The following is a 24,201-nucleotide window of genomic DNA, read 5'->3' on the forward strand; positions in this document are numbered from 1 at the left end:
CGGCCCCCGGGGGGAGTCAGGTCAGCAGACGCCGGCCTTCTTGACGTAGCAGATCGCCCGCGACGTCGAGGTCACGCACGCGCCGTTGCAGTTGTAGTAGCCCTGCCGGTAGCGGCGAAAGTAGTCGCCGCCCGAGCAGTAGCCGTCGGACGCGACGCACGAGCACTTCTGGCCGTTCTCCGGCACGCAGGCGCCGGCCACCTCGCGGCCGAGCACCTTGCCGAGGACGGCGTCGCCGACGCGGGTGATGATCTTGGTCATGGCAGACCTCCTTTGTGGGTGGTTGCCGATCACTGTGCTGGTCGCCGCTGCGCTTGCCCTGCGCTTCTACTGCGCGCGCGCTGCGTCCCGCCAGTGGGTTAGCCGTTCGCGCAGGTCATCGGCGTACGCGGCGTTGAAGTGCTCGAAGATGCGCAGCGCCTCGTCGCCCAGCACGACGGCCCGGTCGTGCCTGTCCAGGGCGGCCTGCGCCCGCGCCAACAGGCTCAGCGAGTTCGCGAGCGGGAACGGCTGCCCGATGCCGCGCAGCATCGCCACCGAGCCCTCCAGTTCGGCCACCGCCTGACCTGCGTCGCCCTCCTCGAGGTGCACCTTCCCGAGCAGCCGGCGGGAGATCGCCTCGCCCCACTCGTGGCGCATCTCGCGGAACGCCGACACCGTACGGGTCAGCAGCCGGCGTGCGGAGGCGCTGTCCCCGGAGGCGAGATGCGTCGCGGCCAGTGCTTGCTCGGCGGTGGTCACGCTCATCCGGTCACCGAGCCGGCGAGCAGCGGTCACCGCCTGCCGCAGGTGCTCCAGCGCCTGCGGCCACTGCTCGGCATGCCGATGCAGCAGCCCGATGCTCTCCCGCGCGAGCGCCTCGCCCCACAGGTCGCCGCCATCCTCGAAGAGCCGCAGGGCCGCGGCGTAGGCGGCGTGGGCGAACGGGGAGGTGTGCTGGTACTGCCCGTGCTGCATGCCGAGGGCCAGCAGCACGTGCCCGCCGACCGGGCCGACCGGCCAGTGCGCGGCGCACAACCGCACCATCAGCAGCAGCGCGGCGTCCGCCTCCCGCAACCGACCGAGCTGACGGCAGCACAGCGAGTAGCCCTGCAACGCGACGAGCCGGTGTGCCAGCTCGCCGAGATCATCACGGCGCTGCCCGCCCAGCGGCCCGCGGCCGTCGCGGTGTGCCGCGCGCAGCAGCGGAACGGCTTCAGCGTGCCGGTTCAACATCCGGTAGGCCGTGCCCAGGTGGAGCCGCAGCGACATCCGGGTCGGCAACGGCAGGTCGGCGTGGCGGTCGAGCACGCCACGCAGGCAGTCGACGAACTCGGGCAGGTGTTGGCTGCGCATCATCGCGAAGTTGCCCATCGTGCAGGCCAGCCGTCCGGCCAGGTCGACCGCGCCCAGCCCCAGCAGGTCCCGCACCGCCGCGACGAGGTTCTCCAGCTCTGCCTCGAACCAGTTCACGGCGTCCTCGGCGTCGATGACGCGCTCCACGTCCGCGACCGGCAGGGCCTTGCAGGGCAGTGACGCGTCGGCACGTTCGGCGTACGCGTGCAGTCGCGCGTACCAGGCGATCACCTGGTCGACGGTGACGTCGGTGCGCTCCCGGGCATGCAACCGGACCAGGTCGTGCATGCGTACCCTGCCGTCGGGATCGGCGGTCAGCAGGTGGGACCGGCACAGCTGTTCCAGCAGCGCCTCGGTGGTCTCGTCCCACATACCGAAGCGGCGCAGCGACGTACGGCTGAGCACCGCGAGCAGCCGCGCGGCGGGCGGTGGCAATCGCTCGAGCCCGACGGTGAAGCTGGTGCGCACGTCGAGCCCATCGAGCGACAGCTCGTCGAGGCGGCGCCGTTCGTCGCGCAGCCGGTCGCGCAGCCGTGCCACGGTCATCGCGTCCCGCTCGGCCAGCCGCACGCCGGCGATGCGCAACGCCAGCGGTAGACGGCCGCACAACTCCACGACGTCGGCGGCCGCCGCGGCCTCCCGGTTGATCCGCTCGGCACCGGCGAGCCCGGCCAGCAGGTCCAAAGCGTCGTCGACCGGCAGGACGTCGAGTGTGACGACCTGGGTGCCCGGCAGCCCGGGCAACGCCGCGGTGCTGGTGATGAGGGCGCTGCCGCCGGCGGACGGCAGCAGAAGGCGCACCTGGGCCGCATCCGCCGCGCTGTCCAACATCACCAACATGGGCTGGTCGGCGAGCACGGATCGGTACAGCGCCGCGCGTTCCTCGACCGCTGCCGGGATGGCCTCGCCGGCCACCCCGAGGGCGCGCAGGAAGCCGCCGAGCACCGCGCCGGGCCGCGCCGGGTCCGTGGTGTTGCCGCGCAGATCCGCGTACAGGCACCCGGCGGGAAAGCGATGGCGGCACTCATGAGCCGCTCGCAGCGCGAGCGTGGTCTTGCCCGTGCCCGCCAGCCCGGTCACGACGACGACCTGAGCAGCCCCGGCGGCTGATGGGGGCCGGCCCAGTAACGACAGCAGCAGCCCGAGCTCCTTGTCCCGTCCGACGAAGTCACCGGTGACGCCGGGGAGCTGGTTGGGACGTACCCACGCTCGCGGGGACGTCTCCTGCTCGCTGCCGAGAATCTCCCGGTGCAGCCGCCGCAGCTGCGGCCCCGGGTCGATGCCGTGCTCTTCGGCGAGAATCCGGGCCCCGTCCCGGTACACGGCGAGGGCCTCCGCCTGCCGGCCGCTGCGGTGCAGGGCCACCATGAGCTGGCCGCGCAGCCGTTCCCGCAGCGGCTGGTCACGTACCAGTGTGGTCAGCTCCGGCACCAGCTCCTGATGCAGACCGAGCGACAGCAAGGCCTCGACGCGCAGCTCGATCGCGTGCTGACGCAGCTCGCGAAGCCGGTCGCGCTCGAAGTCGACCAGTCTTGCACCGACGTCGACGAACGCGTCGTCGCGCCAACGCGCCAGCGCGCGGTCGAGCAGCTCCACGGCACGCCGGGCGTCGGGGACGGCTGCAGCGGCCTGCACCTCGGCGCCGAACTCCGCCGCGTCCACCACCACCGCGGCGTTCAACTCGTAACCAGGTGACCTGGTGAGGATCAACTCCGGCGTGGCACTGCGCCGGACCGAGGCGACGACCGCCTGGACCCGGTTACGCGCTCCCGCGGGCGGGTGATCAGGCCAGAGACCGTCGATCAAACGGTCGACGGAGACAATGCGTCCACGATGGGCCGCCAGGCCCGCGACGAATGCCCGTTCCAGCGGGGCGAGCGACACAGCTACCCCGTCGACGCTCAACTCGATCCGTCCGAGGACGCCGATCCGATACCCGCACACCGCGCAAAGCTAGCGTGGTGTCCACCGGTTGCGTCGCAGGGCACCAGTACTGGCGCTGGCGCAGTTCTGCGTACGTATTCCGATCAGCCCAGCCCGGCGACGGCTCTGATTCCGCAGCGCGGTTCTTCGTCGGGCAGGTGGCCGAAGGCCAGCACGATGCCGCCAGGCGCGTTCGCGGGGTCGACCCGGTAGAACTCGGCCAGTGGGGTCACGGCCACGCCGAAACCGGCCAGCTGGGCCACCATGGCGGTGGCCAGTCGCTGGGGCAGCAGCAATGTCGCGGTCGACCCCCGCGGGCCGATCACGACACGGACGGGGTGCGGCGCAGGTGTGCGGCGATGGCCTCCCGCAAGGCGGGCGTACCCAGTGGTGCGGTCTGATGCAACGGAGGCTGGTGACTGGCCTCCCGCCACGCGGTCGCCAGGCGGCCAACGGGGACGCGCGTGTCGGGGGCCGGGCCGGGGGGTGAAGTCGCACACCCGACGGGCTGGTGCCGCCAGTGCCCTGCGTCGGTGTCGCGGTCGGTCTGTAACTGCCGGATGTAGGTGCCCGACCCGGGCCTACTCTCCACCAAACCCTTCGCCAGCAGTAACTCGTACGCCGAGATGATCACGCGTCGGGACACGTCCAACAGCCGAGCCAGCTCCCTCGTCGACGGCAGCCGCGTTGCGGGAGCGAGCTGACCTCGGTGGACGGCACTGGCCAGTGGGCTACCAGTTGTTGTGGCAAGGGCTCCGCTCCCCCGATGGCGCGAGTAGTCCGAGAGTGTCGGTGACTACGCTGCGTTCACGTCCGACAATTTTCTCGGCCGCGTCGGTTCCCTGCGTGGCGGTCGGCGGGTTCGTGGAGGTCTTCACGCTCTGTGTATCGACGACCGTGGCGGTTGGCTGGGCGTCGCGGCCGGCCTTCACCCGGGCCAGGGCGGTCGGATCGACGTTGAGCTGGAGGAGGGCGTTGAACACCTTTCGGACATCGGTGCGGGCCGGCTCACCGGTGGGGGCCGCCGGTCGAGGCGGGCCTGCTGCCAGGCGAGCAGGGTCGGTGCGATCACTGCCAGCGAGCGTCCGAGATGTCGCTGGGTAGGCGCGGCGAGCGGCCACAATCAAGGTGCACTATGGACGAGCCGACGGGTCCCGCAGCGGACGGTAACGGCGATTTCGGCTCATGTCTACGTCAGACGGAGTCCGAGGCGTATCTGCCAACGAAACGGACCTCGAATCGCTCGCTCGTACCCCTGCCAAAGGTAAAAAGCAGTCGAATCGCCCACACGGCGAATCCGGAATAGTGCTAAATCACATCATCGATGCACTCAGAACCGACGGATTACCCGATCAACGTTCAAAGACGAGGCACTACGACTAGGGCCAGTGGGGCCCAGACGGCGATGGCGCTGCCGGTCGTCGTCTGGGCCCGTCAATGGCTCGGCGTGAGGCCAGGGTCGCTGACCGCGTGCAGCAGCCGGCCGGTGGCCGACAGATCTCCTACGACGGCCACGCTGCACACTATGTTGACGGACGCTACACCGCGTACAACTCGACCTCGTTGATTCGCACGAAGCCGGGCTGACGGTCCGGTCCGTGGATGCCGACCACGCGCACGAGCCGGGTCGTCTGTGCGCTGCCGAAGCGCACCTCGACCGAAGTGCGGACGTTACCCCGCACGTTGCCGACCGTCACGAACGTCACGCCGTTCCAGACCTGCACGTCGAAGTCCCGGATCGGATAGCCCTCGCTCGTATACAGGACCATGCGGCGGAAGGTCTTGTTGACGCCGAGGTCGACCTGCAGCCACTGCGGGTTGGTCGGCGGGTACACACCAGCGGAGTTCGCCCAGCTGTACGGGCCGCCGAGGGTGGTGGCCGGGTTGCAGTCGGTCGCCCGTGCGGGCGCGTAGCCTTCGCGCGCGTAGGTACTGGACGCGGCCGCGAGCGCTCCGCAGGCCAGGTTGTCAAAGCCGGTGCCGCCGTCGCCGCCCACGCTGCACGTTTGGAACTGCACCTTTCCGGTGTTGTACTCCTTGTACGTCGAATCCGTGTGCAGGACGTGCATCATCCCGCCGTCGGAGTCGCGCTCCTGGTAAGAGACGGTGGTCTTGATCGTGGGGCCGCCATTCGGCACCGTATAGCTGATCTCGTGGGACTTCGTCTTACCGCCGTTCACCTCGTACCACTGGTATCCCAGCGCGTCCCCCCACACGGCCTTGTCCCAGGTGGTCAGGAACCGGTCGACGATCTGCCACGTGGTGATGTGCTTGCGCTTCACCTTCGGGAAGAAGATGTTGGCGACCTGGCCCGACCTGCTGATCACGACCAGTCTCATCTCCCGCTTGCCGCCCAGGAACGTGCCGAAGGTGTCCCTGGCGGTCGCCTTCCAGACGTGCATGTACTCCTCACCCCGGTTGTTGCGGTTGCCGGTGGGGTTGCAGGCGAGTGCGCCCATGACCTTCGGGGCGGCCTTCGGGGCCGGCTTGCCGGGGGCGGCGGGCTTGGCTGCGGGCTTGGTGGGCTTAGGGGCCGCCTTGGTGGCGGGCTCGGCCAGGGTGTCGCTCCCGTAGTCGGCCCGCTCGTGGACGGACAGCACCCACACCTCGTGGGCCTCCACATACGCCTCGTCGATGACGTTCAACGGCGCGACGTTAAGGTAGGTGTCGAACCAGTAGGTCTGCGCCGTCTGCGCCGACCGGTTGGCTGGCCGGAGGGCCACCTCGATTCGGTCCGTGGCGAGCACCCCGTCGTCCTGGTTAGGGATGTAGATCTGCGGCTCGTACCGGAAGCCATCGACCACGAAGTTGGCCACCTGATATTTGAGCTCCAGCCACAACGGAAAATTCGTGTCGACGAGGTTGCTCGCCTCGGCCTCCGCGATGACGCGCGACAGCAGGACCTCGGTGTCGCCGTCGACCTGCCGTGCGGCCATATTGCGCACCAACCAGCGCAGGTTGACGTCGGCACCGACCCACAAGGTCGGCCGCAGCAGCTGATCGAGTCGGCTTTCGATCGCGAGTTCCAGTGCCGGCACCGGCGCGGGCGCCGCTGCCGGCACTCCCGGCGCGGCCGCGACCGGGCCGCTGACCGCGACGGCCAGCAGGGGCACGCTGACGATCGCGGCCATGGCCATCCGCCAGATAGGTCGCGGTCGGCGACCGCGAGGGGACGACGGTGGGGAACCGGAGAAAAGGCTCACGGACGGTCCTTTCAGGATCGCTTTCGCCACGGGCGCGCGGACGGCTCCGGCCGACGCCGTTGCGGGGGAGAGGTGCCGTCGGACGCTACGGTCCGGCAGCCGCCTGAAGGATGTCCGAGCGCCGGCGGGCCAGCATCGGGAGACACCCGCAACGCACACCCGCAAAACCGAGGGTGTACGGGAGCCTTAGCCGGCCTCGCCGGCCTCGCCGGCCTCGGCGCCGAACACCCGGCGTGCCAGCGCGACCCTGGATCGCACTCCGAGTTTGGCGAAGGACCGGGAGATGTGCGCTTCGACCGTCTTCTGGCTTAGGTAGAGCCGCGTGGCGATCTCCCTGTTCGTCATGCCGGTGGCGGCGAGCCGGACCACCTCGCGCTCGCGGCCGGTGAGCAGGTCGATGCCGCTGACGGGCGGCCGCTGCCGCCGCGCCGGGCCGTTGGTTCGCGGCCCCATCGCGGCTAGCTGCCGTTCGGTGCGGACGAGGCAGGCGTTGAGCCAGCCGGCGTCGTACGCCGCGAACAGGTCCTTGGCCTGGCCGAGCTCGCTGCGGGCCCGGTCCAGCCGACCGGCCAGGGCATGCAGTTGGGCCGTCAGGTGGCGGGCGGTGCCCTCCTCGATGGGCGCCCGGGCTTCCGCGTAGCCGGCCGCGGCGGCCGCGGCCTCAGCGACAGCCTCGTCCACCAGTCCGGCGCGGGCCAGCACCCGTGCGCGTGCGTCGCGCGCGGCGGCGATCTGGTGGGAGAGCCCGATTTCGCGGGCCTGGGCCAGCGCCTCATCGGCCAGCTCCCGCGCTGGCCCGAGGCGGTCCAGCTCCGCATTGGCAACCGCGCACAACGCCGACCGGTAGGCCACGACCCCGGGCCGCCAGGGACCGCGCTCCGGGCCCGAGTCGGACAGCGTGGCCAGGCACCGCGCCGGGTCCTGGGCGGCCAGGTAGACCGTCGCCAGGTCGAGTTCGACGATGTCGGACCACCAGCCTGAGCAGGGCTGGCGCCGCCGGACGACCTCGCGCGCGAGCTTTACGGCGACGCGAGGGCCGTCACGCCACAGCACCGGCTTGAGCGTCACGGCGGTCGCCATGGCTGCGGTCTCCACCCCATGGATGAGCCGGGACAGCTCACGCGCCTCGGCGGCCACGCTGACCGCCTCAGCGGACTGCCCAGACCGGATGTGCAGCGCCGCTGCCGTGATCAGCAGGTACGGGATGCCATGGCTGCGTCCGTGCCGGTGTGCCAACGCCATCCCGCGGTCGAGATGCCGGCGAGCGGCGTCGTAGCGCTGCAGGTGCAACTCCACCCAGGCCAGTGGCGCGACGAGCTCGATGTACGGCAGCACGACCGCGTCGCCGCACCCGTCGACCAGCAATGCGCTGCGCTCGACACACCTCTCGGCGTCGACGGTGCGCCCGAGTTGAAGGTGCCCCAACGCGAGCAGGGCGGACGCGGCCGCCTCCAGCGCCAGATCGCCGGTCGCGGCGGTGACCAGCAGGGCACGGTCGCCGTAGCGCTGCGCGCTCATTGGGTCCTTGCGGGCCAGCTCGACGGCGACCAACTCGACCAGGGCGTGGGCCGCGGCCCGGCCGTCGTCGCGGCCCTGGGCCAGCTCGCCGGCGAGCAGGGCCTTGGCCTCGTCGAACTGGCCGACCAGCCGGCACAACACCGATGCGAACGTGACAGCCTCCACCCGTCGTTGGCCACCGGTTCGCATCACCTCCTGCAGTAGCGACCGGCTCTCGGCGAGCTGGCCGGTCACGCCCAGGGCACGAGCAAGCGCCAGCTGGAGGTCCGCGCGTCGGCCGGCCAGCGCCGGTGCCTCCGGCATGATCCGCAGGGCGGCGCGGAGCAGTCGCGCGGCGGTCTCCGGGGCGGTGTGCAGGCAGGCCGTTCCCGCCTCGGCAAGGATGTTCGCCGCCGGGCCGTCGCCGGGGTGGGCGGAGCGTTCGATGTGGTGCGCAACGACCTGCAGCGGTCCATGCCGTGCCCGCAGGAACTGCGCGGCCCGGGCGTGCGCCCGGCTACGCCAACCTCCGCCAGCCCTCCAGTACGCCGCCGTGCGTACCAGCGGATGCTGGAAACGCAGCCTGGAGTCGCCGGTCGTCGTCAGCACGCCGAGCCGGTCGAGATCATCCACCGCGTAGGCCACCTGCGGCTCCGAACGTTCGGCGATCCAGGCGACTAGATCGAGAGCGGCGGGGTCGCCGGCGACGGCGGCCGCCCGCGCGACGTGCTGCAGTTCCAGGTCCAGCCGGTCCAGGTCGGCGCAGAAGACGTCGAGCAACGCACGCTCGGGCACGGTATGGGCGTCGCCTGTGCCGGCCAGGTGCGCCAGGGTCTCATCGCCGGCGGCCGCCAGCGCCCGCAGGTACAGGGGATTGCCACCGCTGCCGAGGTAGAGCAGGCGCCGCCGCCGCTTCGACTCACCCGGTAGCAGCACGTCCACGTCGGCTGTGGTCAGCGGCCCGAGGCCAAGGACGGCGGCGGCCGGCCCCAGGTGGAACGCGGCGTCAGCGACACCGGCCGGCGCCGACGCTGGCCGGTACGCCACGGCGATCAACAGACCAGCGCCGGGCGGGCGGCGCAGCAGGTGTCCGGTCAGCTCCACCGCCGATTGATCGGCCCAGTGTAGGTCGTCGAGCACAAGCACGGTGGGTCGCGTCACGGCGAGCCATTTCAGCAGGCCGCGAACCTGGTGAAAGAGCCGGTACCGGTCCACGTCCGTGAAGTTGCTGCCCTCCAGCGCCGCGAGTGTCGCCGAGCTGATCCCGGCCACCTCCGCCACGTCCGCGAAGGCGTCTCGATAGACGGCAAAAGGCACGTGCCGCTCGAACTCGGTGGCGCTTCCCCAGCACACGATGGCGTCGTGTGCCGATGCGCGGCGAACCAGCTCAGAAAGCAGCCTCGTCTTGCCGATTCCTGCCGCGCCATGGACTACCAGGGCACGGAACTCACCGCGAACGATCGCGGCGATCACCTCGTCGACACTGTTGAGCTCCTGCTCACGGCCCACCACGCCATCGGTCAGCAAAGCAGTCACCACAGTCCTCAGGTGGACGCCGTTGCGGAGCCCTCGTACCCACTTTATCGATAAACCGGAACTTGCCTTGCATGCTGCGGCGATGGGGAGCGTTCGCCGGGTTCTCCCGACCGGGACAACTCTGGCGGATGTTGGACTATTACCCGCACTTCCAACAGCATTCGTGGCACGGTCCCGCAGGGATCGCTGAACAGGATCGTCACAGCGGCCCTGGCGGAGGTCCGCTCCCCATTGGACAAAACAGTTGATTGTGAGCTGCCGCGACGCCCGTCGTGGCGCAGGCGGCGGCTCTGGTCGGCTGGAAGGCGAACAGCACCTGGCAACTGCGACCCCGGTCCAGTCTCGCCGCGCGGCCGAAATCGCATCCGCATCTGCCGCTGTTCGTGCGCCCGTCATCGTGCCCGGCCAGCCCGACGACGCTGCAGGATTCGGCGCGATGCAGCAACTAGAACCTACCGGGGCGCGACTGGCCGTCACATTTCCTGCTACCGCTTCCGCCGGGGACACGAGAGGACTCCCTTGAGCTGCTTGGCTTCTTCGGCCGGAAGGGTCAGCGAGCGGCGGAGTCGATGAGGTCGCGAGCGCCTGCAGCAGGAATTTCTCGGCGACTTGGCGGCCAAGGTCGGCAGCGGCCCGGTGACCTGGTCATTTCTAGCTGATCCGCCGACGCGCCGGTATCGCGCAGGTCGTGCTGAGGGGGCGCGATATCAGTTGGCGAATCCGGACGCCGGGGCGGACGTCCGGATCCCTCTCGACCGCCGTGTCGACGTCGTGAGGTGTGCCCGCCGCGCCGGGCACACCTCAGAGTTACGGCGTTGCGGTCGCGATCAGCCGATCCACTGGAGGTCGGCCGGCCTCAGAATGACATCGCAGAAGTGGTAGTTGAAGCCGCCGGTGTAGCCCCTGACCCGGATTGCCTTCGGCGTGTTGGGGGTGAGGTAGCCGATCTGCGAGGTTCCGGGGGTGGGTCCGTTGTGCCACTCGCCGGAGGAGACGCCGCCGACGACCCCGACCGGTCCGGCCCACTTCCACCCCCCGTCCCGCCAGATCGCCATGGTGGCTTCGACCCGGGCGACGTCCGCGCCCGACTCGAAATAGAAGCCCCAGAGCTGGACCTCGGTGTAGGCGGGAGCGCCGTCGGGCGTCGGCCTGCCGTAGGTGTGAATGTCGGCGCGGAAGGTTTTCCCGTCGACGGTGCAGGACTTCGCCGCCCGGTACCGCACGTTGATCGCGCTCGCCGGCCCGGCACCCACCAACGCTGCCAGAATGGCACCGAGTACGAGGGCCGCACCCATCTTTGCCAATGGTTGTCGCATGCGTCGCATCCTTCCTTTCATGAATTCCGGGTAAATTCGGTGGTGCTGCTCGGCTGCGCCGAGAATGCCGGGCGCAGTAAGGGGACCGGTCAGCGGTTCGGAGCATGGCAGCATGCGGTGAAACCGCGCTGATCTGGCGATGAAAGGCGACGCTAGGCTCACCCACCCGAGGCAACGATTTCCGGCGGGCGGTGAGCGACGAGGTGGACGGTGTCGAGTTCCGGCTACTGGGTCCGGTGGGTATCTGGCGGGACGGCCGGTCGCTCGGACCGGCGAGGGCCCACCTCCGGGCCGTGCTGGCGATGCTGCTGCTGGATGCGGGGCAGGTCGTGTCGATCGACGCGGTGATGACCGCGCTGTGGGATGAGGACCCGCCGCCGTCGGCGCGCAACGCGGTGCATGGCTACGTCTCGCGGCTGCGCCGGATCCTAACCGCCGTGCCCGGCGCGGAGCTGTCCACATCGGTGCGCGGCTACCTTTTGGCGGTCGACCGGAGCCTGGTCGACCTGCATCGGTTCCGCGACCTGGTGGCGAAGGCACGCGCCAGCGACGCCGCGAGCGCCGGTGACCTGCTGCGCACAGCGCTGTCGTTGTGGCGCGGTCCCGCCCTGGTCGACGTCACCAGCGGTTGGCTGGCCACCGTTCACGGCGCCACGCTGAACGACGAACGGCTGGCGGCGCTGGACGAGCGCGCCGCGATCGACCTGCGAGCCGGGGTGCACGACGAAGTCGTCGCCGACCTGTCCGCGGTGGTCGCCGAGCACCCGTTGCGGGAACGGTCCGTCGGCCTGCTCATGACCGCGCTGCACCGCAGCGGCCGGCGCGCCGACGCCATGGCGTTGTTCTCCGCGACGCGGCGCCGGCTGGTGGAAGAGCTCGGCATCGAGCCAGGCGAAGAACTCCAGCGCGCCTACCGGGAGATCCTGGAGTCGACGCCGACGCCGACCGCGCCGGCTCTGGCCCCCCGGCAGCTGCCGGCCGACACCGCCGCGTTCACCGGGCGCGAGTCCGACCTGGCCGCCCTGCACGCCCTGTTACCGGCTGCAGGGGAGTCCACCCCGACCGCGACGATCTGCGTCCTGTCCGGGACGGCCGGGGTGGGCAAGACCGCGCTGGCGGTGCGGTTCGGGCGCCAGGTCCGGGATCGCTTCCCGGACGGCCAGTTGTTCCTGGACCTGCGCGGCTTCCACACCGGAGCGCCGATGCCGCCCGCGGAGGCGTTGCCGCTGCTGCTGACCGCGCTGGGACTGGCCGCCGAGCAGATCCCGGTCAACCTACACGCGCAGACCACGCTCTACCGGTCGGCGCTCGCCGACCGGCGGGTCCTGCTGATCCTGGACAACGTCGTCGATCCCGACCAGGTGCGGCCGTTGCTGCCCGGTGATCCCGGCTGCCTGGCCCTGGTGACCAGCCGGGACCGGCTCAGCGGCCTGGTCGCCCTGGACGGCGCCCACCGGGTCACCCTGGACGTCCTGCCCGCCGCCGATGCCGTCGACGTCCTGGCCCACGCCGCCGGCCGGCAGCGGGTCGACGCCGACCCGGACGCCGCCGCCGAACTGGCCGGACTCTGCGGCCATCTGCCGCTGGCCCTGCGCGTCGCCGGAGCACGCCTGGCGGACTGGCCCCACCTTCATATCCGCGTGCTCGTCAAAGAGTTGGCCGCACGCGGCCCGATGACGCACCTACACGTCGACGGCGACGGCACCGTACGCGGTGCGTTCGACCTGTCGTATCAAGCCCTCCCCACCGCGGCGAAGACGGTGTTCCGGCTGCTTGGCCTGCTCGCCAGCCCTGCCGGAACCGCTACCGCCGCGGTGGCGGCACTCCGCGGTCTACCCACCGACCGGATCGAGCCACTGGTCGACGTGCTCGCCCGGCTGCACCTCGTGAACGTCACCGCGGAGGGCCGGCTGGTCTGCCACGACCTGCTGCTGCGGTACGCCGCCGAACTCACCGCCGCGCACGACCCACCCGCCGAGCGGGACGCCGCCATCGACCGGCTGCTGCATTTCTACCTGCACACCGCCGACCGGGCTGCGACCACCCTGATCGGACAGCCCCGGTTGCGACTACCCCGCGACCCGTTACCGGCGGGCGTAGCTACGGTCGAGTTCGCCGAGCCGGCCGCCGCGCGGGAGTGGATCGCGGCCGAGTGGTCCAACCTGATCACGGCGCTGGACGCCACGGCCGCGTCCGGACGGGATCGCATCGGATGGCAGCTGGCTGCCGCGTTGCGCGCCTTCACCCAGATGCAGGCGCCACCGGTGCAAGGGCTGCATATCGCGCAGACCGGCCTCGCCGCCGCCCAGCGGGCCGGCTACGTGCACGGCGAGATCGCGATGAGACTCAGCCTCGGCTTTCAGCGTTGGCGCACGGCCGACTACCAAGCAATGCTCGCCGAGAGCGAGACCGCAGCCCTGCTCTCGCGACGTGCGGGATGGCGACAGGGAAGGTCGGCGGCTCTGTGCAACACCGGCATCGCGCTGGCCCAGTTGGGCCAGCCCCGGCGCGCCATAAGCCGATTCACACGTGCGTTGGTCGTCAACCGCGAAATCGGCGATCGCGTCGGCGAGGCCAACATACTGAACAATCTGACCGTTGCATGCGAAGAAGTCGGTGACCTGGCTAGGGCCGCCGAGTTCGCTGAGCTTGCCCTGCCCCTCCTGCGCGAGATCGGTCAACGCCAAGAGGAGGCGATCGCCACCGAAAACCTCGCCGTGGTTCGCCGGCACCAGGGCCGCCTCGCCGACGCCCTCGACGCGATCGGCAGGTCGTTGGCCATCAGCAGGGCCATCGGCGCCCGGCGCGAGGAGGCGTCCGCGTTGAACACGCTGGGCCTGGTGCACCACGACGCAGGCCGGAATGACGAGGCCGTCGCCGCCCTCGCCGCCAGCTTGGAGATCACCCGACAAAGCTCCGACAGCCGGCTGGAGAGCTTCGCCCGCACCGGTCTCGCGACCATCCAAATCAGGCAGGGACGGTGCGAGGAGGCGGCCGCCTCACTCGATCTCGCGCTCGAGATCACCCACCAGACCGGGCACCACCGTGGCAAGGTGGAGGCGCTGCTGGCCCTCTCCGAGCTGCGCATCGAGCAAGGTGATCACCACCGCGCACAGCACCACGCGACCGCGGCGTTGAGCCTGGCCCGCCCCTCCGGGCACGCACTGGCGACCGCACAGGCGCACAGCCGGCTCGCCACCGCCAGCCTCGGCATGGGCGACCTGACCGGGTGCCTCGAACACTGCCGGCGCGCGCTGAACGCCCAACGACGCGCCGGGCAACGGCTCGCGCACGCCCGCACCCTGCTCACCATGGGCCGCGCCTACCACGGCATGGGCAAGCCGCACCTGGCGACGGCTCAATGGCGACGAGCCCACGCGCAACTCACGGAAATCGGTGCGCCCGAGCACCGGGAAGCAGCAGCCCTGCTGGAAAGCCCACGCACCGTTCCGGTCGGATCCCGCCGCTGATCGGCAGGTGGTTCAGCGCGGGATCAGCACGGTTTCAACGCTTGCTGGCATCCTGCGAACCGCCAACCGCGCAACCAACGAAACGGCGTGAGAGTTTCCGCAGGAGGAGCCCATGAAGACAATCAGTCCACGACTAGGCCGGCTGGTGGCCGCCTGTGCCATCGCGGTGGTCACACTTGTCGCCGGGAACGCCGCGCCCGCAGCTGCGGCAACGTCGAGGAACCACCAGATTTACGGGGTCACGGGAAGCTACCTGGGGTGGGGTGCGTGGGAATCCTACCCGGTGGGAGAGCACCGAAACGGCAAGATGTGGGTCCATGACTCCTATTGCGATGGTGACAACGGAATTGTCGCGGCTCTGTACAAATGGACCGGAGAACGATGGAGCGGCATCGTCAACGTCGTCAGCGTCCGGGGCTGCGGGAAAACCAACACCATCAGCGTCAAACCCTATTGGGAGGGTGGCCCGGAGGAAGGCCAGGGGCTGTGGTTCAGGGTGTGCAAGCTGTTGCCCGACGGCACCTGGAAGGGCTGCGAGGAAAGCTTTCCGGTCAACTGACAGCGGGCCGTGAACGCTCATGGTCACTACACCTAGCGCACGTCGTGGAAGAGCTGCCAGGGGTGCGGCCGTCGGCGACGCGGGTGATGGGTACGGAGTTGGGTGCTTGCTGTCGTCCAGCCAGCGGTAGAGGTCGGGGTCTTCGGTGAGGACGTCGGCGACTCCGATGCGAGTTCGAGAATTCCGAAGGCCGCTGTGGTGGAACCCGCGGGTGTGGGGACTGGGTGGCGCTGTTCGGGCCGCGGGTTCGTGAGATCTTGCGTTCGGACTGTTCCTGCACCTGCTGCGGGGGCGTGGGCGGCGTTGGGCCGTGTTCGGGGTGGGCTTGCAGGGTGGCTCCTTCAGGTTGCGGATATGAAGGAGCGCCCCTGCCGACCGGCGGAGGAGCTGGGGGTAGCTGATCGATGGTTGCAGTGTCGAACTAGTTGGTTGTATGGTCGAACCATGCTGAGTGATGAACTCGACCAGGTCCTTGCCCTTCAGGGGAGGATCACTGCGTTCGTGCGCGCGTTCGGGCTCCATCAGCCGGATCGCACGCCGTGCGGGACACCGGTGCCCGCCTCGGAGGCGCACGCGGTGGGCGAGCTGGACCGAGATGGGCCGTTGACGCAGACCGCGCTGGGCGAGCGGTTGCGGTTGGAGAAGAGCACGGTCAGCCGGCTGGTGTCCCAGTTGACCTCCCGCGGCTGGGTCCGGCGGGCCAACCGTGGAGGTGATGGGCGGTTGGTGTGGCTGGAGCTGACCCCGGATGGTCGCCGCGCTGCCGGTGAACTGGCGGTCGCTCGCGCGGCCCGATTCGCCGACCTGCTACGCAACATCCCTGCTGAGCAGCGTCCGGCGGTCATCGACGCGTTGACGACATTGGTCGACGCCGCCAGTGGGCAGCCGGCGACGGCAGATGTTGGCGGGGCGGCACGTGGCTGAGGGTCAAGCTGTGCCCGCAGATGAGGCGGCGCGGCTGCGTCGCGAGCTGGCCGCGTTCTTCGACCCGTCGCGGTGGCGCAGTCCCATGCCCGGATTTGAGAACAGCGGGTACGCCCTGGTGGAGCAGGTTCGTGCCTGGCAGCCGCGGTTCGTGGTGGACGTGGGCTGCGGGAGTAACCCGTTCAAGGGAAAGATCGGCAACCTGATCGGGATCGACCTGGTCAATCCGGCCGCCGACCTGGTCTGCGACCTGCTCGACGCGCCCATCCGTCCAGGGTCGGTCGACGTGGTCCTCGCCCTGGGCTGTATCAACTTCGGTGGTCAGAAGATCATCGAGCAACAGCTACGGCATGTCGCCTCCTGGCTCACGCCGCAGGGGCGGATCGTCATGCGCGCGAACCCGGGGCTGCCCACCGGTCCCGGCCTGGAGTTCTTCCCCTGGTCGGAGGCGAACGTGGATACGCTCGGCGCCACTGTGGGGTTACACCGCGACGGACCGGTGCGCTACGACACCTACCGCAATCCGCACGGCGAGCCGGAGCCCCGGCTGGTGTGGCACTACCGGCCCGGCGCTGAGGCGGTGTTCCGGTGACCGCCTCGTCGGCTGGCGCCACGGAAAGCGCGGCGACGCGTCGCCGCGCCGGCCGGTGGAGCGTCGGCGCGGTGCTCGGCGCGGCGGCGGGCCTTGCTCCGCACCTGCTGCACCACGTCAGCCTGTTCGCCGGCACAGCATTGCTCGCCGGGCTCGGTGGCACCGCGTTGTTCGCCGTGCTCGGGCTGGCCACGATGGCGCCGATGCTGATACGACTGCGGCGCCGGTTCGGTACCTGGTGGGCGCCCGGCATCGCGATGCTGCTGTTCGCGGCCATGTTCGCCGGGTCGACTCTGGTGATCGGTCCCGCACTGCGCGGCGCTGTGGACGACACACCCCAGCCCGGTCCGTCCCACTCCACCCCGGCCGGCGAACACACCCGTCACCACGGCTGACCTCCGGCGGTCAACCGCAGTAGTGCCCGCCGCAGCCGCAGCATGCAAGGAGGCGGCAGCTGACGCCGGTCACCGCCGCAGCGGCGTCAGCGTGGCGGGTGAATGTCGTTCGCCGGTGGTGTCGCGAGAACCGCCTGCACCGTGGCGGTGACGACGTCCGCAGTGCTCGCGGGGTCGAGACGGCCGAGGCGGGTCTCCTCGGCAGCACCGTTGAGAAGGTAGTGCACCGCGTTGACCAGCCACGTGATCGGCAGATCGGTCCGGAACACGCCCTGTTCCTGGCCGCGGCGGATGAGTTGTTCCACCCGGTCGGCCGCGCCGGTGTGCAGTTCGCGCAGGCGCCCGGCGGGCAGGACCGCCTGCGCCGCGGTCAGCAGCGCCGCGGACTCGGCGACCAGCGACCAACTGGATGCCAGCAGCCGGTTCATCGCCTGCTGGGCGTCACCGTCGAGGTCGACACCGACGAGCATCTGCTCACCGGCCTGCAAGGCGTCGGCTAGGGCGGCCTCCACCAACTCGGGCCGGGTCCGGAAGTGCCCATAGATGGTCATGCGGCCCACGTCGGCGGCCTTGGCGATGTCATCGACGGTGGCGTCCGGATCGCGGCTGAGGCAGTCGCGGGCGGCGGACACGATGCGCGCGATGCTGCGCTCGGCATCGGCACGCCGTCGCGGACGCGTGTCGGCAGGGACCATGCCACCACTTTAGCTCGTACGGGAATGTATGAGTTAGCCTTCCTGTTGCAAGTCGTACAGCCGCATACGAGTTCGGTGGAGGGTCTGATGACCACGCACGACATACACGAGACGACGACGCAGCACCCGCTGCGCTGGCGGATCCTCGCCTTCCTCGGTATTGCCCAGCTGATGCTCATCCTGGACGTCACCGTGGTCGCGATCGCACTGCCGCACATGGAGAGCGACCTCGGCCTGAGCCGGGCGGCGGTGACGTGGACGGTGAGCGCCTACACCCTCACCTTCGGTGGGCTGATGCTGCTCGGCGGACGGATCGCCGATCTGGTCGGCGCCAGACAGGTGGTGCTGACCGGCCTGCTGATCTTCATCGGGGCGTCCTGGCTGACCGGCCTGGCCGGCTCCGCCAACATGGTGGTGGGCGGCCGCGTCGCGCAGGGCATTGGCGCGGCACTGCTGTCGCCGGCGGCGCTGTCGCTGGTCGTGAACCTGTTCTCCGGCGAGGAGCGCAACAAGGCTCTCGGCGTATGGGCTGCGCTCGGTGGCGGTGGCGCAGCGCTGGGCGTTCTCCTCGGCGGCCTGATCACAGGTGGCCCTGGCTGGCCCTGGGTGTTCTTCATCAACGTCCCCATCGGTCTGCTGATCGTCGCCGCGCTCGCCGTCGTGCTGCCTGCCACCGCGGGGATGCGGCCGCGTCCGCGCCTGGACGGTCTGGGTGCGCTGCTGGTCACCGGCTCGTCGGCCGCCCTGATCTACGCCCTCATTCGTGCCGGGGACCACGGCTGGTTGACCGCTGTCACCGGCGGGCTCGTGCTGCTCGCCGTGATCGGCTATGCGGCGTTCGCGGCCTGGCAGAAGCGCTCACGTTCCCCGTTGATGGACGTCACGCTGCTGGCTCGGCGCCCGGTCGCGACCGGCGCGTTCCTCATCCTGATGGCAACGGCACTGATGGTGGCCGTTTTCTTCCTCGGCACGTTCTACTTCCAGCAAGCCCGCGGATATGGCGCTCTGCGAACCGGGCTGCTCTTCCTGCCTGTCGCCCTGGCGACGATGCTGGGCGCCAACCTGACCGGACGGATCATCGCCGGTCTCGGGGCTCGCTCGCTCGCCGTCGCGGCATTGTTGATCGCGGCGGTCGGCATGGCGGTCCCTGCTCTGACGATGCAGCCCCTCGCCGTCACCGTCGGCATCGCGGTCGCCGGCGCCGGGACCGGCGCCCTGTTGGTCATCGCCTCGGCCACCGCCTTGGGACAGGTCGCCCCGCAGGAAGCCGGCATCGCCTCGGGCATCGTGAGTACCTTCCACGAGTTCGGCGCCTCGGTTGGCGCCGCCGTCGTCTCCAGCGTCGCGGCCGCCAGCCTCCTGGGGGACAGCCTCGACGGGTTCCACGACGGATTCCTCGTGGCGGCGCTCGCCGCGGCCGGCGCCGCCGTCATCGCCGGCCTGCTGACCCCTGGCCGCCCGGCGCGTGACAGCTGAGCACCACCGCCCGCGCCCGGCCGCCATGAGCCTTCCGACGGCCGGGTCCGGGCGGCCAGTATCTCCACCGGTCCCTCAACGAGTACGACGCCGCAGCACGACACCGGGATATCCGGTACCGGGAAGGGATACGACAGCGCGATGACCCCCACCAAGACCGCCGTGCCCTTGCCGGTACTTGCTCGGGTGCTGATAGCCGGCGCCGGCATCATGAGCCTCGCCAACTCGGTCACCATCCCGTTCCTGGCCGTGTTCCTGGGTAAGGACGTCGGCCTTCGACCGGGCCTGATCGGTTTCATCATCGGCTCGTCGGTGTTCTTCTCGATCTTCGCCGGGTTCGTCGGTGGTTCGTTGTCCGACGTCCTCGGGCGTGCCCGGCTGCTGCTGGTCTCCCTGTTCGGTGTGATCGGCTCTTTCATCGGCCTCTACCTCGCCGACAGTGCGACGACGGTGTTCGCCTTCAACGCGACCTTGGCGTTGAGCAGCGGAGTCTTCGCCCCGGTGGGCAAGGCGCTGCTCAGCGACCTGCTCCCGCGTGAGCGCCGGGCGAAGGCGTTCTCCTACCAGTACGTGGCCACCAACATCGGCTACGCCGTCGGGCCGGTCGCCGGCGCGGCGGTCGGTCTGGCCGGCGGACGGCTCGCGTTCCTCGTCGGCGCCCTGGGATACGGCATCTACCTGATCGGCCTGGCCGTGGTCCTGCTGCTGGCTCCTGCCGCCGCCACCGGCGCGACGTCCACCAGCGACTCGGCGAAGCAGCCCTTCGGCAGTGTGCTGCGAGGACTGGCGGACAGCGCGCAGATCGTGGCGGTCGACCGGCGGCTGCTGTTTCTCATCCTCGCCGGACTGCTGCTGGAGGCCGTGCACGGCCGGATCTCGTCTCTGCTCGCGCAGCATCTGTCCGTCGGGTTCGCCGACGGCGTCACCCTCCTGGGGTACGTGCTCGCCACCAATGCGATAACCGTGGTGGTCCTGCAGGTGTCCGTCTCCCAGTTCATGGAGAAACGCAATCCCGTCACGTCGATCACCGTCGGAGGACTGCTGACCGTCGCCGGCATGGCCGGCTTCGCGGTGGCGGACGGGGTCTGGCAGTTCGTTGCCGCGATGGTGGTGTTCTCCTTGGGGGAGATCCTCATCTACCCGGCCGAGTTCGCCATCATCGACCGCATCGCGCCGGAAGACAACCGTGGCGCCTACTTCGGTGCACAGACCTTCGCCCAGATCGGTGTCTTCATCGGCCCCTTCACCGGCGGTCTGCTCCTCGGTGCTTACGGCGGCACCGCCATGTTCCTCGGTGTCGGCTCGTTCGCCCTGGCCGGCGTCGTCATCTATCTGATTGTCGGCAGACGGATTCCCGGCCTCGCCGCTTCCGTTCCGGACCGCGACCCGGCCCTCTCGAACACCAGGCAGTGACACATCAGCCATCCGGGCGCGGCCGGGTCGGCGACCAGGACCCAGTCGAGGAAGCTGTCGTGCTCGTCGGCTGCCGCGGATCGAGGTCGGTGGGCCGGGGCGGCTGCCCGTCCGGACCGAACCGAACCGGGCGAACGTGTCCGCCCGCCCGGTGACCTCGTTGACCACAACTACCGCCAGGCCATCACTGCCGCCGGCACCGGTTGCGCCGCCGCCCTCGACGCCGAGCGCTACCTCGCCACCCAGCCCTGACTGGCCCGGCCCGGGATCGGCCCGGCTTGGCCGGGTGGTGGATATCGCCCTGCGGCTACGCGCTGAGCCGGGCGGTGATGTCGTCGACCCTGGCCTTCATCATCACCTCGACCTGACGACGGGGCAGGCTCCCACACGAGCTGACGGTGATCCTGCCCTCGTTCCACCGGCGCACCGAGGGTGTTGCTGCAACGATACGAGACGTGGGAACTGTGAAGACTGCGACGCCCGTCATCTCGCCCCTTGCCGGCGAGCCCATCAAGCGTGCCGATGCCGAGCGGCTCGCGGGAGTGCTGAAGGCATTCGCGGACCCGGCCCGGCTGCGACTGCTCAGTTTGATCCAGTCGTCTCCGGCGGGGGAGGCGTCCGTGAGTGACCTCACCGCGCCGCTCGGGCTCTCCCAGCCGACCGTGAGTCATCACCTTCGGATCCTCACCGAGGCCGGCCTGCTTGAGCGTGAGAAGCGCGGCGTCTGGGCGTACTACCGCCTCGTGCCGTCCGCCATCGCCGCGATCGCCGACCTGCTGACGCCACCCCGCAAACGAGCAACGAAGAAGACTCGCTGACCGGCGCCATTTGAGCCCGGTGCCGGTGCCGGCTGACCCGGCGATGCGAGGGCCGGAACGCCCCCGGGTTCTGGCCTGCCGTGATGGTGGACGAGGAAGCGCGGCCGGAATTCAGGAAGTGGTCCGACCGGGTGTTCGACGTGGGCCCGGCCGGCAGCCCTCGTTGTCTTGATCGTGGGGTTCGGCCGGGCCCGTAGAGGTCGGGTAGCGCACGACGTCAGCGGCCGGTGGCGAGGCGGCTTCGGAGGAACTCCTCGAGTGTGAGCAGGGTGGGGAATCGACGGCGTAGGTCGGCGATGTCGGCCTGGTAGCCGCTTTCGGCGAACCACTCGAACATGCGACCGTCGATGGGTTGCGGTTCGAGGCGCGTTGGTGTGCCGGTGAGCTTCTCGTAGATCTCGGCGACCTGGGTGAAGGTGACCTCGTCACCGGCGATCTCGATCTGCTGCCCGAGATCGGCGGGGTGGTCGAACGCGTGCGCGGCGATGCGGCCGATGTCGTCCGAGGCGATCATCTGCATGGGGCGGTCGGGCAACACCGGCAGCTTCAGGACGCGTTCATCGGCGGCGTCGGCGTAGTAGAGAAGGTTGTCCATGAAGAACACCGGCCGCAGGATGGTCGCCGGTAGGCCCAGCGTTCGTATGTGACGTTCGATCTCGGCCTTGCTCTCGAAGTGTTCGATGCCGGTGTGTCGGTCCGCACCGCCGACCGAGCTGTAGATGAGATGCTCGACACCGCTCTGCGTGGCGACGTCCGCGACGGTCTTGCCTTTTCTGACCTCCGCGGCGAGGGTGTCCGGCTCGTACGCCAGCGCCTGGACGCTGAAGACACCATGCACGTGGTCCATCGCGGTGCGCAACGAATCCGCGTCCTCCGTGTCTCCGGTAACAAGGGTGGCGCCCAGATCCTGGAGTGCCCGCGCCGCCGGTTTGGCAGGGTCGCGTACGAGTGCCCGCACCTGCCAGCCGCTCTGCAGCAAGTGTCGGGCGGTGGCCCCGCCCTGATTGCCGGTCGCGCCGACGACAAGAACAGTCTTCTGCTGGGTCACGGTTGTCCTTCCATTAGAGGGGTGGTCTGCGAGGTGCGCACCGGACATGAGTGGACCGGTGGGGGCGCCCGGTGCGGCGCTTGACGTGGTTGGTCCCGGCAGTGGCCGAGTGGTGCGAGGGTGGCGCGGGCGGCCGCCGAGGCGGTCAGGACACGACGAGCAAGGTCTTGCCGACGGTCCTGCGTTCCTCGATGGCCCGGTGCGCGGCGGCGGCCTCGGCGAGCGGGAACGTCTGGCCGACGACCGCCCTTAGTCGGCCGCGGGCCGCGAGCACAAGCGCCTGCTCGGTCAGCGCGCGTGCCTCTGCCGCAGTGGGGGCGGTCCCGTTGTCCACGACCCGGATATGGTGGTCGGGCCGAGTGAACGAGCCAGCTGCCATTCCGTAGATGCTGACCCGGCCGCCGGCCCGCACCGCGGCAAGGCCTTGTGCGCCCACGTCACCGCCGATGCCGTCGAAGACGACATCGGCGCCGGCACCGCCGGTGAGGTCAACCACCTCGCGTTCCCAACCAGGACGGGTGTAGTCCACGTAGTGCGCGGCCCCCAGCGAGGTGATCAGATCGCCCTTGCCGCGGGCCGCCCCGATGACCTTGGCACCCGAGTCGACCGCGAGCTGCACCAGCAGGCTGCCGACACCACCGCCGGCCGCCTCCACCAGCACCCATTCGCCGGGCCGGACCTGTGCCCTGCGGTGCAGCAGGACAGCCGTACGACCTTCGGCCAGCAACGCGACCGCGTCACGAAGCAGCATGCCGGCCGGAACTGGTACGCAGTTGGTGGCCTCCGCCACGGCGAGCTGCGCGTAGCCGCCCCTGCCGCCGGTGGTGGTCACCACGACTGTCCCGCCCAGCGCGGGGTCCACCTGCGGCCCGGTGGCGACGATGCGGCCACCGACGCCGTTGCCCGGCACCATCGGCAGCGGCGGCCTGGCCTTGGCCGCCGGACCGCGCCCCGCACGTACCTGTGTCTCGACAAAGGTGATGCTGGCGAACTCCACCGCTACCAGCACCTGGCCCGGTCCCGGTGTCGGGTCGTCGATTCGACGGAACCGCAAGGCCTCCGGACCACCGAACTGTTCCAGCGTCACCGCGTACATGATCAAAGCCCTTCCGCCTTAACGGAGCGAAACGCTCCGCATGGGTCACGCTATACCGGAGCAGATCGCTCCGCAACTGGTAGGATGTGGCCGTGAGCACACCGCCACCGCGTCGCGCTCCCCGCCAGGCCGAAGCCGAACGAAACGACCGTGCGCTTCTCCAGGCCGCCAGGGAAGTCCTCGCCATCGATGGAGCACACGCCACCGTCGCCGCGATCGCCGCACGCGCCGGCGTCGGAATCGGCAGCCTGTACCGCCGGTACCGCACCAAGGAGGAGCTGTTTCAGCAGCTGAGCACGCTCTCGCTGCGACACTCGGCCGAGGCGGCCGAACGGGGCCTGGCCGCTGAAGACCCCTGGGAGGGCCTATCCCGCTACGTGACCGCGTGCATCGAGTTCGGGCAAGGCTCGCTCGCCCCCGTCGCCGGCACCATCGAGGTCACCGACGACATGCGGGCACTGGCCAGAACGGCCGACAAACGGCTGGGGGCCCTGGTCGCCCGCGCCCACCAGGCCGGCGTCCTGCGGCCGGAGGTCACGCCGGTAGACATCTCGCTCCTGATCGAACAACTCGCCAGATCACCTGTCGTCGACCAACTTCGCCAACAGGGTCGAGAAGGCCTGCTGCCCGCCGCGACCGAGGCACGCAAACGAATCATCACCATCGCACTCAACGGCCTACGCGCCGGCAACGGCGACCCGCTACCGGGCGAGCCACCCACCGACCAGCTCTTCACCGAACGCTGGCGGTAACTCAGTCGGGGCTGCCTCGCTAACGGCCCTGTCTCACCTTCGGTGGTGACAGAGGGTGGCGAGGCCTCGTTGCCTCCTGTGTGGAGTTCGTCAACAAGCGTGTGCAGGCGGTGTCCTCGGGGTTGTCCCCGCTGGTCACCGAGGACGTGGTCG

18 protein-coding genes and 1 pseudogene are annotated in these 24,201 nt (G+C 69.9%); 9 read left to right on the forward strand and 10 right to left on the reverse strand.

Annotation, left to right across the window (positions count from 1 at the left end; all coding sequences use genetic code 11):
* Positions 1-21: 21 nt before the first annotated feature.
* The 7 genes and pseudogenes from E1193_RS16380 to E1193_RS16415 all read right to left on the reverse strand — a co-directional run bounded on the left by E1193_RS16380 (position 22) and on the right by E1193_RS16415 (position 10,810).
* Positions 22-261: a hypothetical protein gene (locus E1193_RS16380; protein ID WP_132184060.1), complete on the reverse strand. Its 240-nt coding sequence runs from the start codon at positions 259-261 to the stop codon at positions 22-24.
* 66 nt (positions 262-327) lie between these two features.
* Positions 328-3,279, reverse strand: a complete 2,952-nt coding sequence (locus E1193_RS16385) for a BTAD domain-containing putative transcriptional regulator (protein ID WP_132184061.1) — start codon at positions 3,277-3,279, stop codon at positions 328-330.
* 83 nt (positions 3,280-3,362) lie between these two features.
* Complete coding sequence (locus tag E1193_RS16390) at positions 3,363-3,584, reverse strand: hypothetical protein (protein WP_132184062.1); 222 nt, start codon at positions 3,582-3,584, stop codon at positions 3,363-3,365.
* Positions 3,585-4,031: 447 nt separating this feature from the next.
* Positions 4,032-4,392 (reverse strand): annotated as a pseudogene (locus tag E1193_RS33195) (IS5/IS1182 family transposase); the annotation flags it as partial.
* Positions 4,393-4,796: 404 nt separating this feature from the next.
* Complete coding sequence (locus E1193_RS16405) at positions 4,797-6,389, reverse strand: discoidin domain-containing protein (protein ID WP_132184064.1); 1,593 nt, start codon at positions 6,387-6,389, stop codon at positions 4,797-4,799.
* A 258-nt stretch (positions 6,390-6,647) separates the two neighbouring features.
* Positions 6,648-9,494 (reverse strand): LuxR family transcriptional regulator, encoded by a 2,847-nt coding sequence (locus E1193_RS16410; protein ID WP_165945753.1) that lies wholly within the window; start codon positions 9,492-9,494, stop codon positions 6,648-6,650.
* Between the two features lie 827 nt (positions 9,495-10,321).
* Positions 10,322-10,810, reverse strand: coding sequence for a hypothetical protein (locus E1193_RS16415; RefSeq protein WP_132184066.1), 489 nt, complete (start codon positions 10,808-10,810; stop codon positions 10,322-10,324).
* A gap of 191 nt (positions 10,811-11,001) precedes the next feature.
* Here E1193_RS16415 and E1193_RS16420 point away from each other — a divergent pair, with 191 nt between their 5' ends.
* The 5 genes from E1193_RS16420 (at position 11,002) to E1193_RS16440 (ending at position 16,750) form a co-directional block, all read left to right on the forward strand.
* On the forward strand, positions 11,002-14,280 hold the full coding sequence (locus E1193_RS16420; protein ID WP_132184067.1) for a BTAD domain-containing putative transcriptional regulator: 3,279 nt from the start codon (positions 11,002-11,004) through the stop codon (positions 14,278-14,280).
* A gap of 112 nt (positions 14,281-14,392) precedes the next feature.
* Complete coding sequence (locus tag E1193_RS16425) at positions 14,393-14,839, forward strand: hypothetical protein (protein ID WP_132184068.1); 447 nt, start codon at positions 14,393-14,395, stop codon at positions 14,837-14,839.
* 444 nt (positions 14,840-15,283) lie between these two features.
* Entirely contained in the window at positions 15,284-15,763 is a 480-nt protein-coding gene (locus tag E1193_RS16430) for a MarR family transcriptional regulator (RefSeq protein WP_132184069.1), read from the forward strand.
* 10 nt (positions 15,764-15,773) lie between these two features.
* Positions 15,774-16,355: a class I SAM-dependent methyltransferase gene (locus tag E1193_RS16435; RefSeq protein ID WP_132184070.1), complete on the forward strand. Its 582-nt coding sequence runs from the start codon at positions 15,774-15,776 to the stop codon at positions 16,353-16,355.
* Positions 16,352-16,750, forward strand: a complete 399-nt coding sequence (locus E1193_RS16440; protein WP_132184071.1) for a hypothetical protein — start codon at positions 16,352-16,354, stop codon at positions 16,748-16,750. The genes E1193_RS16435 and E1193_RS16440 overlap by 4 nt, the downstream gene beginning before the upstream one ends.
* Before the next feature lie 86 nt (positions 16,751-16,836).
* Here E1193_RS16440 and E1193_RS16445 read toward each other — a convergent pair whose 3' ends face one another.
* Complete coding sequence (locus tag E1193_RS16445; RefSeq protein WP_243707714.1) at positions 16,837-17,301, reverse strand: TetR/AcrR family transcriptional regulator; 465 nt, start codon at positions 17,299-17,301, stop codon at positions 16,837-16,839.
* Between E1193_RS16445 and E1193_RS16450 the strand changes: the two genes are divergently transcribed.
* From E1193_RS16450 to E1193_RS16465, 3 genes are all read left to right on the forward strand, one after another.
* Entirely contained in the window at positions 17,284-18,921 is a 1,638-nt protein-coding gene (locus E1193_RS16450; protein WP_243707716.1) for an MFS transporter, read from the forward strand. The genes E1193_RS16445 and E1193_RS16450 overlap by 18 nt on opposite strands.
* Before the next feature lie 141 nt (positions 18,922-19,062).
* Complete coding sequence (locus tag E1193_RS16455) at positions 19,063-20,334, forward strand: MFS transporter (RefSeq protein ID WP_132184074.1); 1,272 nt, start codon at positions 19,063-19,065, stop codon at positions 20,332-20,334.
* Positions 20,335-20,789: 455 nt separating this feature from the next.
* A complete protein-coding gene (locus tag E1193_RS16465; RefSeq protein ID WP_132184079.1) occupies positions 20,790-21,152 on the forward strand; it encodes a metalloregulator ArsR/SmtB family transcription factor in 363 nt (120 codons plus the stop codon).
* Between the two features lie 217 nt (positions 21,153-21,369).
* On the opposite strand, the gene E1193_RS16470 is transcribed toward E1193_RS16465, so the two are convergent.
* Both E1193_RS16470 and E1193_RS16475 read right to left on the reverse strand, forming a co-directional pair.
* Positions 21,370-22,200 carry an NmrA/HSCARG family protein gene (locus E1193_RS16470; protein ID WP_132184075.1) on the reverse strand — a complete coding sequence of 277 codons (831 nt, stop codon included), beginning with the start codon at positions 22,198-22,200 and terminating at the stop codon, positions 21,370-21,372.
* A 145-nt stretch (positions 22,201-22,345) separates the two neighbouring features.
* Positions 22,346-23,296, reverse strand: coding sequence for a zinc-binding dehydrogenase (locus tag E1193_RS16475; RefSeq protein WP_132184076.1), 951 nt, complete (start codon positions 23,294-23,296; stop codon positions 22,346-22,348).
* Between the two features lie 92 nt (positions 23,297-23,388).
* Between E1193_RS16475 and E1193_RS16480 the strand changes: the two genes are divergently transcribed.
* A complete protein-coding gene (locus E1193_RS16480; RefSeq protein ID WP_243707718.1) occupies positions 23,389-24,048 on the forward strand; it encodes a TetR/AcrR family transcriptional regulator in 660 nt (219 codons plus the stop codon).
* Positions 24,049-24,201: the final 153 nt, after the last annotated feature.

Source organism: Micromonospora sp. KC606, assembly GCF_004348675.1.
Classification (GTDB): Bacteria; Actinomycetota; Actinomycetes; order Mycobacteriales; family Micromonosporaceae; genus Micromonospora.